Below are 13,367 nucleotides of genomic sequence, written 5' to 3'. Positions count from 1 at the left end.
ACACAGGGTCTTTTTCATAAAGCGTTAAGAGGTAAGCGTAGCTAAGGTAATAACTCTGTTTATTATTTTGATTTTCTATCCTAATTTAATGTGTTTTTAAAAGATATTTTGGATGTTTTTTAAATTTATTGTGCTGATATTCAAATAATTGTGTTTATTTTATTTTGGTTTTATAGTGCTAAATTGTTTGGGAAATATTAAGTTTGCCCATGACGAAATAAACAAAGCAAATGGCAAAAAAAATTGACTCTCAAAAAGTAATGCTCGACCATTCTCTCATAAAGGTTAAATTGCTGGGTAGGTATCTGGATAAATACCTAAATATTATAGCCAATGATGGCTACACAGAAAAGATCACAATACTTGACTTATTTTGTGGAGAAGGAATTTACGAAAATGGAGGAAAGGGTAGCCCTGTGATAATTTTGGAGAACGTTAAGAAGCTACTTCATATAAACAGTGGTAAAATTGCTAAAATGCCACAGATTAACATTGTGCTAAATGATATTAAACAAGAGAAAATTGAGAAGGTAAAATCTATAGTAGCAGTGAAAGACTTGCATGTTCGAGGCTCAGGCGACCTTAAATTTACAAACTTGGATTATAAAGACCTAATGCCAAAATTAATATCCTTTGCTAAAAAGCTTAAAAATGAAAAAGCTTTTGTTTTTATTGATCCCTATGGCTACAAGGAAATAAGGGCAACGGAGATAAAAAGTATACTGGAAACAAAGAAGACTGAAGTATTGTTGTTTTTGCCAACCCAATTTATGTACAGATTTGATGATTCTGGAACACCAGAGTCATTAATAGACTTGCTGGATGATCTGGTAGTTTACGAAAACTGGGAAAGGAATGATTCGGTCATTCAATTCATAGATCAATTTAAGGAGGGTTTTAAAAAACATCTGGGACCTGAGTATTTTGTTGATACCTTTACAATCTTAAAAGACAAGAAAACCATGTTTTGTTTATTTTTCTTCTCAAGCCATATCCGTGGATTTGAAAAAATGTTGGAAGCAAAATGGGACATCGATAGGGAAGAAGGCCGGGGATGGACTTATGAACAGAGTGGAAATTTGTTTTCAGCGTTTAAAACGAACCCGCTTGAAGGCGGCTTGCTAAAATATTTAGTAGAAAAGCCCAGAAATAACATAGAAATTTATAATTTTACACTTCATAAGGGCTTTTTGCCTAAACATGTAAATGAGGTTTTAACACAATTGCAAGTTGATCAGAAAATAGATGTTAATCTTCCTGATGGAATAAAAGCCAGAAAAGGAGCTTTCTACATCAGTTATGACCATTACAAATCAAAAGAGTCTAAGGTTCTAATAACACTAAAGTAAATGGCACAATCAAACATAGAATGGACTGAACTGACCTGGAATCCTGTTACGGGATGTAATAAGATAAGTCCTGGTTGTAAAAATTGTTATGCTGAGGTGATGACCAGGAGGTTAAAATCTATGGGCATAGAGAAATACAGCAAAGGCTTTAAGATCAGAACGCATCCTGATACTTTATCGACTCCGTTTACGTGGAAGAAATCAAAGGTTGTATTTGTAAATTCTATGAGTGACTTATTTCATCCGGAGGTATCATTAGATTATATAAAAGCTGTGTTTGCTGTCATGAATCAAACTCCTCAGCATACCTATCAGGTTTTGACAAAACGATCTGAGAGATTGTTGGAAGTGGCTAATGAACTGAGTTGGACTGAAAACATCTGGATGGGCGTATCGGTTGAAAACGAAGAGTACAGCTATAGAATTAATGAACTGGCAAGAACTCCTGCTAAAATAAAATTCCTTTCGATAGAGCCACTTATTGGAGCCGTTAAGACCGTCGACCTGAGAAATATAAACTGGGTAATTGTTGGCGGTGAATCCGGTCACAAAGCAAGGCCACTAAAAAAGGAGTGGGTGGACGATATAAAGATCAAATGTGAAGAATTCAGAGTGCCTTTCTTTTTTAAGCAATGGGGCAAGCCGAAGTTTAATGTGAACCAAAACGATCCGACTATTGATGCGAAGCATCCTGATCATGCGAAAGGCGGCTGCCAGTTGGATGGTCAAATCTATCGTCAGGTGCCGGTAAAGGCGGCTTAATGGGGTTCATAATGGGCTAAAGGAGTTTCTGTAATTTTTAGCCGGCTAACGATCCGTTATTTTGCTTTATTTCCCCCTTCTTACTTTTGGTCTATCAAATATAACGTAATCATTTATGGGCAAAACAAAAACGGGAAGGCGGGATCGCCTCTCGGTAAGCATTTTCAGAAAGAAGGACAACAAAGCGGGCTTAGTATTTAAACACAAAGACATGTTGTACAGGATCAGCGCAGTGCTGGGTTATTGCAAACTGGTCAGCGAATTCAAAGCTTGTGCTGATCCGGGTTCCAGGATCGTGCAGCTGCAAAGTCCGAAAAACAGAAAGTGGGCGGTAGAGGTTGTATCGGGTGAGGGGGATGGAAGCGGCAGGGCCGCGCTGGTGGTTTGGGAACTGATGCAGGATGGCAGGAGCCTGATGAAGTTTGCATGGCTGGGTACCGCTAAAGACATTAACGCTGTCTTCACGCCTTTTCAATAGGCATCTTTTTTCCGGATTCCCGGGATGAGGTAAAACAACAATGAACCATCTAAAAACAAGAAACGATGGGATTTTTAACTGGAGGTATCGACTATGACCTGATTGGCAGGGTCGGAAACCACGTGGGCCGTAGGGTTCGCGGAAAAAATGTGCTTGCTATGCGACCTGCAAGGGGCAACAGAACGCCGACTGAGGCACAGCTGGCTACTCAGCTGAAATTAACTTTAATGACTGGCTGGCTAAAGAGGATGGGCCCTTTTATCAGGTTCGGGTTTGAGGACTATGATGCGAAGATGAGTGCCTGGAATGCTGCGGTGAAGTACAATCTGAACAACGCGGTGACGGGTGTGGCGCCGTTGTTTACCATCGATTATGCGAAGGTGCTGTTCAGCCGTGGTAACCTGGCTGAGGCTGCAAGTCCTGTTTTGGCAACGACTGTGGATGCGCAACTGGACTTTTCGTGGTCGGCGGCTATTCCTGCGACTTTCAAAGGCGAGCCGACTGATCAGCTGGTACTGATTGTGTACAACCCGGCGAAGCAGGGCTGGGCGGTATCGGTTGGTGATGCGGTAAGGTCTGATTTGTCTTATGACCTGGCTGTACCGGCGATGTGGAGTGGTGATACGGTGTATCCGTATTTGTCATTTTTGAGTGCTGATCAAAAGGATGTAAGTACGAGTCAGTTTCAGCTGGCGACGGTTGTTCAGTAATTTGTGAAAAACCGGGCATTACTCTTCGAAGACTGGGCCTAGCGCGCTGACCATTGCGAAGCAATAGCTACATCACCGATGAAAAAAAATCAAAGAACAGATGTAAACTGCGCACAGAGTCCTATGTCTTCTCTGAGAACGCCTGGTTTTTCTCTAACAACAAATTGAGAACAACAATTCGCCCGATGAAACTTGGGGAAGGGGGGAAAGGACAGAAAAAAGGCGGCTACCCGATTAAGGTGCCGCCTTTTTATTGGAATTTTATTTTATCCCTTCGCTTATTTCCTTCCTCCGAAGATTCTCAATAAGAACAGGAAGATGTTGATAAAGTCAAGATACAGGGAAAGTGCACCCATGATGGCCAGTTTTCCACTTTCTGCTGCAGCAATCTGGCTTCCGTTTTCTTCAATGCCTGCACCAATGCGTTTCAGTTTCTGAACGTCGTATGCGGTTAAAGCCGTGAAGATGGCTACACCGAAGAAACTCATGATATAGTCAAACTGGGCACTTTTGAGGAACCAGTTGATTACACTGGCAATCACCAGCCCGACAACTCCGACCATCAATATGGGGCCGAATTTACTCAGGTCTGTGTCTGTTGTATATCCCAGGATAGCCATGATGCCAAATATCCCTGCAGCTGCAGCAAAACAAGCCACTACTGATCCGGCGGTGTAAATTAATAAGATAGTACTCAAACTGATCCCCAATAAAAGTGAGAACAGGATAAATACGCCCAGCAATGCACCGTAAGAAAGACGGCTGAACCCTGCGCCCATCAGAAGCACAAGTCCCAGTGGGGCAAAAGTCGCGATATAGCCCAATGCTGTCATTCCGCTTTTGCCAAATTCATTGGTCCTTACAATATAATCCATAGCAGCGGGAGTGTTTGCCATGAATACTGCTGCTAATGTAGATATGCCTAAAGCGACGAACATCCATAAAAACACGTTTGCAAAGAATCTTTTAGCAACACCACCTGTTTGTTCCTGTACAAAAACAGATTTTTGTGACCAGTCAAAATTATTGTTGTTATCCATTTCGTTTAAAATTTATTTAAAGATAGTAATACTTTGACATCTGCAAAAGCTATGCCCCTAGTCTTTTTGTCAGGATTTCTTCAACTTTTTTGAAGAATTGAAGCGGTTTGAGCGCACGCCATGCCAAATCGTCAAGCTGGCCGCCAAAGTTAATGTAGTAATCGATGTTGTTGTTCCTGAATTCATTGATGACGTGTTCCTGGAAGTTGATGCCTGTAATCCAGCCTTCGTCCACGTCCTGAAACCATTCTTCGTAATAGCTGTCTTCCGAGGAATGGAAGTTGAGGACATTTTCACCGATCAATATAAATTTGTTGATGCCCTCGTCTATCATCAGCTCGATGATCTCCCTTTTGAGCATCATGATGTCATTGCTGATGGCGTCATTCCATTCGCCAATAAGCTCGATAATGGCATAATTGCGGTCATAATCGGCATACAGCACTTTGATGTACATGGTGCTGGAGCCAAAGTCGTCCCATTGGGGGTGGATCAGGAAATTATAGAGCTGCTTGTCGAAATAGAATTCAGAATACTCTGTATTGTAAAAGGGCGAACGCTCATCCTCTGCTGCTATATAATCATCCCTCCAGAGATAAAAAGGTTCTATTTCGTGCATAAAAAAAAGTCTATTTATTGCTGGCTTCTACTGCCTTTCGTACACTTCCGTAGCGGATCAGCAGGTCGGCGGCATGGTCATGGTCTATGTTCAGTTCGTCCATCACCATTTGCGTGCCGCGGTCTACCAGTTTATGATTGGTCAGCTGCATGTCTACCATTTTGTTTCCTTTTACACGGCCCAGTCTGATCATTACGGTAGTGCTCAGCATATTCAGCACCAGTTTTTGGGCTGTGCCTGATTTCATGCGGGTTGATCCTGTCAGGAATTCGGGGCCTACGACTACTTCAACCGGGAAGTCGCTTTCTTTGGCGATGGGCCCGCCTTCGTTGCATACGATACATCCTGTGAGGATGCCGTGCTTACGTGCGGTATTCAGGCCGCCTATAACGTATGGAGTAGTGCCTGAGGCAGCCAGTCCGATCAGGCAGTCTTTCTCATTGATCTTAAATTCCTGCAGATCGGTCCATGCCTGTTCTGCATCATCTTCTGCGTTTTCTACTGCCTTTCTGATCGCGGTATCGCCGCCGGCAATGATACCTACCACCCAGTCAAACGGTACGCCGAATGTAGGGGGGCACTCTGAGGCGTCTACTACACCCAGACGGCCGCTGGTGCCGGCTCCGATATAAAATAACCTGCCGCCACTGATCATTCGCTCTGCTACTGCTGATGCCAGTTTCTCTATCTGAGGGATCACTTTCTCTACAGCCTGAGGTACGGTCTTGTCTTCATCATTTATGCCTTTCAGAATTTCCAATACAGACATTTGGTCTATGTCGTTGTACTTCGACTCTTGCTCGGTTACTCTTATCATCGTTCTATTTTTCCTTGGTTAATATTTACTTGCTAGGAAGCCATTGTCTGCAAATTTATCTATTTGTAATTTGTAAAGCTTATAATGGTTTGTTAAAATTCGTTATTTTCTTTTTAAAGGAGAAATAATAAGAGAATCAGTTAGTTTTTGGTGATTTAGGGATAGTTTTAAAATGATTAATTATCCATGACCTTCGATCCTGAAACAGCGCTTTTTCGACTTGAGAAAAGAGAATTTGCCCCTGAAAAGATCAACATCAGGTAATATTTGGTGTAAAAGCCGTAAAAATTATGAAACAATTAAAAATCATAGGGGTTAATTAATTAAATGAGCCTGTAATTACTTAACTTTACAGTGCTTTTGATCCATGAAAAAGAATACCCGTTATAATATCCTGATTGCGCTCACTTATTCCATAACACTGATAGGCGGGATGTTTATGGGCTACCGGTTTTTGAAGGACCAGGGTTATCAGTTTAAAAGCGAACGGTACGCAGACAATAACGCTGAAAAGGTGGATGAAATTATCCATATCATCAATAAAAACTACGTTGATGAGGTAAATGCAGATAGTCTCAACCATTTGCCTATTGACAGTTTGCTGCACAAACTGGATCCGCACAGCGTCTATTTACCTCCTGCAAAAGCCAGTGAACTCAAAGAAAGCCTGGGCGGAAATTTTGATGGGATAGGGATAGAGTATTATATTCTGAAAGATACTTTGCTGGTTACTGATGTGATCAAAGACGGACCGGCTTATGCGGCGGGTATTAAACAGGGTGACAAGATCCTGAAAATAGACACCATTTTTGTTAGCGGAAAGGCATTGCCGCGGGAACAGATGGTTGGAAAGATTAAGGGTAAGAAGGGGACTCCGGTGAAGCTGACCATCATGCACCCGGGAAATAATGAAGCGGTGGTACTCACTATAAAACGCGACAGGGTGAAGGTGAGCAGCATTGACGCTTCGTATATGCTGGCCAATGATGTAGGTTATATCAGGATCAGCAAATTTGGTGCGGAGACAGATAAAGATTTTGTTGAGTCTATCAGGTCATTGAAAGTGAACGGTATGAAAAAACTGGTGCTTGATCTGCGTGACAATGGTGGCGGATACCTTACTGCTGCAACCGGCCTGGCAAACCAGATCCTTCAGGAAAATGCGCTGATCGTATATACTGAAGGCAAGCATGAACCGCGCACGGATTATGTGGCTACCGGCGGGGGTGAGTTTGAGGAAGGTAAGCTGGCGGTGCTGATCAATGAGAATTCGGCTTCGGCAAGTGAAATACTGGCCGGGGCTGTACAGGACCTGAACAGAGGGATCATCATAGGAAGGCGTTCATTTGGAAAAGGTTTGGTGCAGGAACAGTTTCCTTTTGGGGACGGATCGGCCCTGAACCTGACCATTGCAAGGTATTATACGCCATCGGGCCGGAGCATTCAGAAATCCTATAAAAGTGGATATAAGGCCTATCAGGATGAGATCGGGAACAGGTACAGTGATGGGGAGATGACCAATTCAAAGAGGCTCGCCGGAAAGGACAGTATAAAAAGCAAAGCTTTTGTAGGCGGCGGCATCCAGCCGGATATTTATGTGAAAGTGGATACTGCGGGATACAACAATTTTTATGCTAAACTGGCTGAAAAACGGGTGCTTCCGGATTTTGTATATGATGTCCTGGCAAATAGATACACGGCTTCTTTTATAGAGCAGAACCTGGCCGGTTTTGCAATCAATGAGACTGACTTCAGGGATTTCGTGAAGTACGTACAACGGGAGAACATTATCGTGGATGCAAAGCAGCTGCTGTCCTCAAAGACGGTGATCTTAAACGACCTGAAGGTTCTTTTATGTAAGTATCATTTGGGAGAGGCAGGCTATTATAAGGCGGTCAACCTAAGTGATCCTGTTGTAAAGCAAGCTTTAACAAGCTTGCAATAGTATTATTTCTGTCTGAAATAGATCTGGATCGGTACTCCGCTAAAGTCAAAGTTCTCTCTTAGCTTGTTTTCTATAAACCGTTTATATGGTTCCTTGATGTATTGGGGAAGATTGCAGAAGAAAGCAAACATGGGTGAGGTTCCGTTGATCTGGGTGATGTATTTTACTTTGATGTATTTTCCTTTTAATGCCGGTGGCGGATACTTTTCAATGATCGGCAGCATCACATCGTTCAGCCTGGAGGTAGGGATCTTCTTGCCTCTGTTCTTAAAAACTTCCAAAGCCTTTTCTATAGCCTGAAAAATACGCTGTTTGTTGACTACTGAGGTAAATAGGATCGGCACATCGGTGAAAGGCTGTAGTTTTTGACGGATCTGCTCTTCAAATACGTTGATGGTCTTGCTATTCTTTTCGACAAGGTCCCATTTGTTGACCAAAATGACAATTCCTTTTTTGTTCTTTTCTGCGAGGTGAAATATATTGACGTCCTGCGATTCCAATCCTTCCATGGCATCTACCATCAGGACAACCACATCGGCTTCCTCCAGCGCCTTAATAGTCCGCATAACGGAATAAAATTCAATGTTTTCTTTTACTTTGGTCTTTTTGCGCAGACCTGCAGTGTCAATGAACATGAATTCATGACCAAATTGGTTGTAGTGGATATGAATGGAATCACGTGTTGTTCCGGCAATGGGAGTCACGATATTTCTGTCCTTACCGATCAATGCGTTGATCAGGGAAGATTTACCTACATTGGGACGGCCAACAATCGTGATCTTTGGTAAAGCATTCTCTTCTTCCGGGAGGTCTTCAAAATGGGTGATGACGTCGTCGAGCAGGTCTCCTGTACCAGAACCTGTCATGGAAGAAATGGGGTAAATCTCTCCCAGGCCAAATCCGTAGAACACTGCTGCCTCGTTTTGCAATTGGGTATTGTCTACCTTGTTTACAATGGTGAAAACCGGCTTTTTACTCCTCCTTAACAATTGGGCAATTTCATCATCGAGGTCTGTAATGCCTGTGGTTACATCGACCATGAACAACAGTACTGTTGCTTCTTCGATCGCTATGATTACCTGTTCACGTATGGCAGTTTCAAAAACATCTTCAGAGTTTGCTACATAGCCTCCGGTGTCGATCACTGTAAATTGTTTGTCTGTCCATTCTGCGGAGCCATAATGACGGTCGCGTGTAACACCGCTAAAATCGTCAACGATGGCTTTACGGCTTTCAGTTAAGCGGTTAAAGAGGGTAGATTTGCCTACGTTTGGTCTTCCGACGATTGCAATTATGTTACTCATGGTGTATTGTGAATGGTATTAATTATTAAGGGGTTGCAAAGGTAAGCTTAATTTTCGTACCCGAAACCTTTTAAGTAGTTCTTTTTGCTTCTCCAGTCGGGGATCACTTTTACAAAAGTCTCTAAAAATACTTTTTGGTCCAGGAATTTTTCGATGTCTTTGCGGGCTTCGGTACCGACTTTTTTAAGGCTGGCCCCGCCTTTGCCGATCAGGATATTTTTTTGAGAGTCGCGTTCTACGATGATCTCGGCACTGATGCGGGTAATAGTTTCTTCTTCTTTAAATGCAGTGATGACCACTTCGGTGCTGTATGGAATTTCCTTTTGATAGTTGTTGAAGATCTTTTCGCGGATGATCTCTGATACAAAGAAGCGCTGGTTGCGGTCTGTCAGGTCTTCTTTGTCGTAAAAGGGAGCGTGCTCGGGCAGGTAATCCAGTACAATGTTCATGATGCCGTCCAGGTTGTATTTCTGCAAAGCCGAAATGGCAAAGATGTGTTTTGGGTTTAACTGCTCTTGCCAGAAGTTTATTTTTTCTTCTACCTGTTCCTGTGTCGCATTGTCAATTTTGTTGATCAGTACAATGAGTGGAATGGTGGTGTTGATGATTTTTTCCAGTACGTCGTTTTCGTCGTATTGTTCGTTAATGTCTGTAACAAAGAGGATTAAATCTGCGTCGGTTATTGAGCCTTTTACAGAACTCATCATAGAATTCTGGAGTTCGTATCGTGGTTTTATGATTCCCGGCGTGTCAGAAAAAACAATTTGATAGGCGTCTTCATTGACAATTCCAAGAATACGGTGCCTGGTTGTCTGCGCTTTAGGAGTGATGATGGAAAGTTTTTCGCCCACCAGGGCATTCATTAAGGTCGATTTCCCTGCATTTGGCTTACCGATGATACTTACAAAACCTGCTTTATGAGACATAAAAATATTTTTTAAAATAAATTTGCACCACAAAGAAACGAATTATATCTTTGCATTCCAATTCGGAACAAGAGTTAAACATTTAACGAAACAAAACGAATTGTATATAGTGCGGGGTGGAGCAGTTGGTAGCTCGTCGGGCTCATAACCCGAAGGTCATCAGTTCGAGTCTGGTCCCCGCTACCTAAAAAGGTTCGCAGTTTTAACAGACTGAGGCAATCTTAAATGGCCCGTTCGTCTAGGGGTGAGGACGCCAGATTTTCATTCTGGAAACAGGGGTTCGATTCCCCTACGGGCTACATAAATTATAAAAACCGTTAATAACTTGATTATTAGCGGTTTTTACGTTAAAATGGATTATTTTCCAAATAGCTTAAATTTCTGCAAATTTATCAAATAACTGAAAATCAATAAATTAAAGCGCTTTTGAGAGTTCAGTTCTCATTCACCCCAGATCGACATTTTTGAATAAAAATTGATGCCTTCATCGGCAAAAGAATAGCATGATTTTTCAGAAATGTATCGGAAAAACCGGACCTGAAAAAGGTTCGCTGGTAACTTTACCGAGTTCTGGCGTGATATAAAAAGTTTGATTTCTTAACTTTGTCAGATGGAAACAGGAATTCCCGGATTGAGTTGGGAAGAGTTAAAACTAAAGGGTTTTAAAGTGCATGAGCTATCCGCGTCGATAGATGTACCGGTGAGGGCCGGCCGGCGTGATTTTTATAAAATGGGCCTGGTGAATGGTGACATGACGATCGACTATGGCGGCCAACTAGTAGAAATCAAAGGAACCGTCCTCTTTTTTGTCAATCCAAAAGTTCCTCATTCCATTGTTCGCCGCGTTAACCGCACCAGTGGCTACGCGTGCATATTTACCGAAACATTCATGAACAGCCGGGAAATACAGGACTCGCCACTATTCAGTGTCGGAGATAATCCGGTCATCCCCCTCAATGATGAACAAGCCACGTTTATACGCAGCATCTTCCGTAAAATGCTGACCGCCTACAACGGAGACTACCCTCATAAAGCCGATCTGATCAAAAGCTGTATCGCATTGGTCATTCACGAAGCCTTACGGATACAACCATCACAACAAACTGCGCTATTTAAAAATGGGGCGAGCCGTATCACGCACCTGTTTATGGACCTGCTGGAAAGGCAATTTCCAATCGAGCGCAGTAACGATCCGTTGCGGTTACGGACAGCGCAGGATTTTGCGGCCGGGCTTTCGGTACATGTAAATTATTTAAATCGCGCTGTAAAAGCAGTAACGGGCAAACCTACCTCGGCACATATTGCCACACGTATCACAGCTGAAGCAAAAGCACTTTTAAAGCATACAGAATGGAGTGTAGCCGATATCGCTTATGCCTTAGGTTTTGAGTACCCGGCTTATTTCAATAACTACTTTAAGCGGATTACCGGAAGTACACCCAGTTATTTTCGAAAGGTTTGAAAATCATAATTATTGGTTTGATTGTCATTAACAGAGCTCCTTTTTTAACCTGAACTTTGCTTTATGAAAATTTTAGTTACAGGAGCAACAGGAAAGGTTGGGAGCAGGTTTGTTCCCCATTTGATAGCGAAAGGTTATGACGTTACTATATTGGTAAGGGATGCGGCTAAAGCATTACCGGGAGCTAAAGTGGTAGTTGGCGATCTCTATGACCCAGACACTTTGCCACCTGCAGTAGCAGGTATAGACGCGGTGATTCACTTAGCAGCTTTATTCCGGACCTTTACAGATAACGAAGGCATCGTCAAGACCAATCATACCGGCACGGTCGCTTTAGCCCGGACTGCAATAGCAGCAGGTGTTAAACGATTTGTTTTTGTAAGCACCAGCAATGTCTATAGTTCAGGTTATGACCATCCGGCCAAAGAAGACGATATCGTTGATATTAATGATCCCAGAGCTTATTCGTCCAGCAAGATAGCTGCAGAACAAGAATTGCTAAATCTTGACCTGGATGTACGCGTACTGCGTTTAGGTTTTGTTTATGGAGATAATGACCCTCATATTGAAGAGATTATGCCGATATTGAAAAACTGGAAACGCCACCCCGGTTCGAGGATGCACATGGTGCATCACCTGGATGTAGCGCAAGGATTATTCTTATTATTGAAACAGGAGGGACTTAAAGGCGAGATCTTTAATATTGCGGACGATGCCCCGATCACTTTATATGAGTTAGCAGATTCTGTAGGAAAGGCCACCGAGATATTTGACGGAAACGCTGGCTCGCTCGCCGATCCGTTTGAGGGCATTATGGATGTTTCGAAACTGCGAGAAATTGGTTTCAGGCCACTGGTGCCCAGCTATTATGTAGCCAGAGATCTGGATATTTTATAAACGCACTTGATCAGGAAGTTGAAATTTTCGTTTACTGACGATACTATTCCTTGTCATTGAATGATAACCTCGTTCACGATATCTGAAAAAAAGGCAGAAAGGTGAACAAATGTTCAAAGAATTTCCCGGGCACGCTACATAATCTCCCACCTTGGGAACAACATGGGAGTCTATTTCATGAAAATTATTAAGAGAGCCTTCAGATTTCTGAAGGCTTTTTTATTTACACATTCCTTTTTGAAATTAAAACACGTATATTTGATTTATTAATCACACGTGCTATGACGACTAAGCTCACATTAACAATAGAGGATACAGTAATTGATTCAGCTAAAAAATATGCTCGTCAAAAAGGAAAAAGTTTATCCGATATCGTAGAAAATTACCTAAAATCTATCAGTGCCTCCGAAGAGCCTAAACAGGCATTGTCACCAAGGGTTGCCAAACTAATGGGATCAGTTAAACTACCTGAGGATTTCGATTATAAAAAGGAGCTTGGTAAGGCATTGATAAAGAAGCACGGTTGAGCATGAAACTTATTTTCATGGACACCAATATTGTTATTGATTTTTTGGCAAACCGGCAGCCTTTTGCTATGGATGCTGCTAAAATTTTTGATCTTGCTGTAAATGGAAAGGTTAGGATTTTTATTGCTGCTGTTTCCTATAATAACATTTACTATATTCTTCGTCAATCTATGACTGGAAATGCCACGTTGAAATTACTGGAAGAACTGGCTGAGATTACGGAAATAACAGACGTGACAGATTCGGTTATTCGCCAGTCGCTTAAAACGGACTTCAAAGATTATGAAGATGCCATACAATATCACAGTGCATTAAGTATTCCAGATTTGGATTTTATTGTGACTAGAAATACCAAAGACTTTAAAAAAAGTAAGCTTGCTGTTTTTACACCTGCTGAAGCGCTAGCTAGCTTGAGCGGTTTGTAGCATTTAGGTCGTTGGATCATCTCCAATAGCAGCCAAAAGCATTAAATCGTCCCGAAAAGTGTTCGACAAGTGTAACGCTTGGGCTACGACAAGGGAAAGAGGTTTT

At 42.3% G+C, this 13,367-nt stretch carries 14 protein-coding genes and 2 tRNA genes; 11 read left to right on the top strand and 5 right to left on the bottom strand.

Annotated features, from left to right (window positions below; all coding sequences use genetic code 11):
• The first annotated feature begins 230 nt into the window (after positions 1 to 230).
• The 4 genes from tcmP to QEP08_RS18205 all read left to right on the top strand — a co-directional run bounded on the left by tcmP (position 231) and on the right by QEP08_RS18205 (position 3,299).
• On the top strand, positions 231 to 1,349 hold the full coding sequence (gene tcmP / locus QEP08_RS18220) for a three-Cys-motif partner protein TcmP (protein WP_285060066.1): 1,119 nt from the start codon (positions 231 to 233) through the stop codon (positions 1,347 to 1,349).
• Entirely contained in the window at positions 1,350 to 2,111 is a 762-nt protein-coding gene (locus tag QEP08_RS18215; RefSeq protein ID WP_285060065.1) for a DUF5131 family protein, read from the top strand.
• Positions 2,112 to 2,226: 115 nt separating this feature from the next.
• Positions 2,227 to 2,589, top strand: coding sequence for a hypothetical protein (locus QEP08_RS18210; protein WP_285060064.1), 363 nt, complete (start codon positions 2,227 to 2,229; stop codon positions 2,587 to 2,589).
• A gap of 65 nt (positions 2,590 to 2,654) precedes the next feature.
• Positions 2,655 to 3,299 (top strand): DUF6266 family protein, encoded by a 645-nt coding sequence (locus tag QEP08_RS18205; protein WP_285060063.1) that lies wholly within the window; start codon positions 2,655 to 2,657, stop codon positions 3,297 to 3,299.
• 278 nt (positions 3,300 to 3,577) lie between these two features.
• Here the strand turns inward: QEP08_RS18205 and QEP08_RS18200 are convergent, their stop codons facing one another.
• The 3 genes from QEP08_RS18200 to murQ are packed head-to-tail and all read right to left on the bottom strand — an operon-like array spanning position 3,578 to position 5,775.
• On the bottom strand, positions 3,578 to 4,339 hold the full coding sequence (locus QEP08_RS18200; protein ID WP_285060061.1) for a Bax inhibitor-1/YccA family protein: 762 nt from the start codon (positions 4,337 to 4,339) through the stop codon (positions 3,578 to 3,580).
• Positions 4,340 to 4,388: 49 nt separating this feature from the next.
• Positions 4,389 to 4,958: a hypothetical protein gene (locus QEP08_RS18195; protein ID WP_285060060.1), complete on the bottom strand. Its 570-nt coding sequence runs from the start codon at positions 4,956 to 4,958 to the stop codon at positions 4,389 to 4,391.
• A gap of 10 nt (positions 4,959 to 4,968) precedes the next feature.
• Positions 4,969 to 5,775 (bottom strand): N-acetylmuramic acid 6-phosphate etherase, encoded by an 807-nt coding sequence (gene murQ, locus QEP08_RS18190; RefSeq protein ID WP_285060059.1) that lies wholly within the window; start codon positions 5,773 to 5,775, stop codon positions 4,969 to 4,971.
• 367 nt (positions 5,776 to 6,142) lie between these two features.
• Between murQ and QEP08_RS18185 the strand changes: the two genes are divergently transcribed.
• Positions 6,143 to 7,720, top strand: coding sequence for a S41 family peptidase (locus QEP08_RS18185; protein WP_285060058.1), 1,578 nt, complete (start codon positions 6,143 to 6,145; stop codon positions 7,718 to 7,720).
• A 2-nt stretch (positions 7,721 to 7,722) separates the two neighbouring features.
• On the opposite strand, the gene der is transcribed toward QEP08_RS18185, so the two are convergent.
• On the bottom strand, positions 7,723 to 9,024 hold the full coding sequence (gene der / locus QEP08_RS18180; RefSeq protein ID WP_285060057.1) for a ribosome biogenesis GTPase Der: 1,302 nt from the start codon (positions 9,022 to 9,024) through the stop codon (positions 7,723 to 7,725).
• 47 nt (positions 9,025 to 9,071) lie between these two features.
• Complete coding sequence (era, locus tag QEP08_RS18175) at positions 9,072 to 9,950, bottom strand: GTPase Era (protein WP_285060056.1); 879 nt, start codon at positions 9,948 to 9,950, stop codon at positions 9,072 to 9,074.
• A gap of 110 nt (positions 9,951 to 10,060) precedes the next feature.
• Between era and QEP08_RS18170 the strand changes: the two genes are divergently transcribed.
• From QEP08_RS18170 to QEP08_RS18145, 6 genes are all read left to right on the top strand, one after another.
• Positions 10,061 to 10,133, top strand: a tRNA-Met gene (locus QEP08_RS18170).
• A 44-nt stretch (positions 10,134 to 10,177) separates the two neighbouring features.
• Positions 10,178 to 10,249: transfer RNA gene (locus QEP08_RS18165), tRNA-Glu, on the top strand.
• A 311-nt stretch (positions 10,250 to 10,560) separates the two neighbouring features.
• Positions 10,561 to 11,412 (top strand): helix-turn-helix domain-containing protein, encoded by an 852-nt coding sequence (locus QEP08_RS18160; RefSeq protein ID WP_285060055.1) that lies wholly within the window; start codon positions 10,561 to 10,563, stop codon positions 11,410 to 11,412.
• Between the two features lie 63 nt (positions 11,413 to 11,475).
• Entirely contained in the window at positions 11,476 to 12,309 is an 834-nt protein-coding gene (locus tag QEP08_RS18155) for an NAD-dependent epimerase/dehydratase family protein (protein ID WP_285060054.1), read from the top strand.
• Between the two features lie 281 nt (positions 12,310 to 12,590).
• Positions 12,591 to 12,836 carry a DUF6364 family protein gene (locus QEP08_RS18150; protein ID WP_285060053.1) on the top strand — a complete coding sequence of 82 codons (246 nt, stop codon included), beginning with the start codon at positions 12,591 to 12,593 and terminating at the stop codon, positions 12,834 to 12,836.
• Between the two features lie 17 nt (positions 12,837 to 12,853).
• Entirely contained in the window at positions 12,854 to 13,261 is a 408-nt protein-coding gene (locus QEP08_RS18145; protein ID WP_285060051.1) for a PIN domain-containing protein, read from the top strand.
• Positions 13,262 to 13,367: the final 106 nt, after the last annotated feature.

It is taken from the genome of Pedobacter ginsengisoli (assembly GCF_030244015.1).
Lineage (GTDB): Bacteria > Bacteroidota > Bacteroidia > Sphingobacteriales > Sphingobacteriaceae > Pedobacter > Pedobacter ginsengisoli.
This window is presented reverse-complemented; position numbering and strand designations above follow the sequence as displayed.

Excerpts from the sequence above, each read along its gene's own strand:
- tcmP (WP_285060066.1), top strand. The coding sequence starts at position 231 with ATGGCAAAAAAAATTGACTCTCAAAAAGTAATGCTCGACCATTCTCTC.
- QEP08_RS18200 (WP_285060061.1), bottom strand. The coding sequence starts at position 4,339 with ATGGATAACAACAATAATTTTGACTGGTCACAAAAATCTGTTTTTGTA.
- QEP08_RS18155 (WP_285060054.1), top strand. The coding sequence starts at position 11,476 with ATGAAAATTTTAGTTACAGGAGCAACAGGAAAGGTTGGGAGCAGGTTT.
- era (WP_285060056.1), bottom strand. The coding sequence starts at position 9,950 with ATGTCTCATAAAGCAGGTTTTGTAAGTATCATCGGTAAGCCAAATGCA.
- murQ (WP_285060059.1), bottom strand. The coding sequence starts at position 5,775 with ATGATAAGAGTAACCGAGCAAGAGTCGAAGTACAACGACATAGACCAA.
- QEP08_RS18195 (WP_285060060.1), bottom strand. The coding sequence starts at position 4,958 with ATGCACGAAATAGAACCTTTTTATCTCTGGAGGGATGATTATATAGCA.
- QEP08_RS18205 (WP_285060063.1), top strand. The coding sequence starts at position 2,655 with ATGGGATTTTTAACTGGAGGTATCGACTATGACCTGATTGGCAGGGTC.
- QEP08_RS18185 (WP_285060058.1), top strand. The coding sequence starts at position 6,143 with ATGAAAAAGAATACCCGTTATAATATCCTGATTGCGCTCACTTATTCC.
- QEP08_RS18145 (WP_285060051.1), top strand. The coding sequence starts at position 12,854 with ATGGACACCAATATTGTTATTGATTTTTTGGCAAACCGGCAGCCTTTT.
- der (WP_285060057.1), bottom strand. The coding sequence starts at position 9,024 with ATGAGTAACATAATTGCAATCGTCGGAAGACCAAACGTAGGCAAATCT.
- QEP08_RS18210 (WP_285060064.1), top strand. The coding sequence starts at position 2,227 with ATGGGCAAAACAAAAACGGGAAGGCGGGATCGCCTCTCGGTAAGCATT.
- QEP08_RS18160 (WP_285060055.1), top strand. The coding sequence starts at position 10,561 with ATGGAAACAGGAATTCCCGGATTGAGTTGGGAAGAGTTAAAACTAAAG.
- QEP08_RS18215 (WP_285060065.1), top strand. The coding sequence starts at position 1,350 with ATGGCACAATCAAACATAGAATGGACTGAACTGACCTGGAATCCTGTT.
- QEP08_RS18150 (WP_285060053.1), top strand. The coding sequence starts at position 12,591 with ATGACGACTAAGCTCACATTAACAATAGAGGATACAGTAATTGATTCA.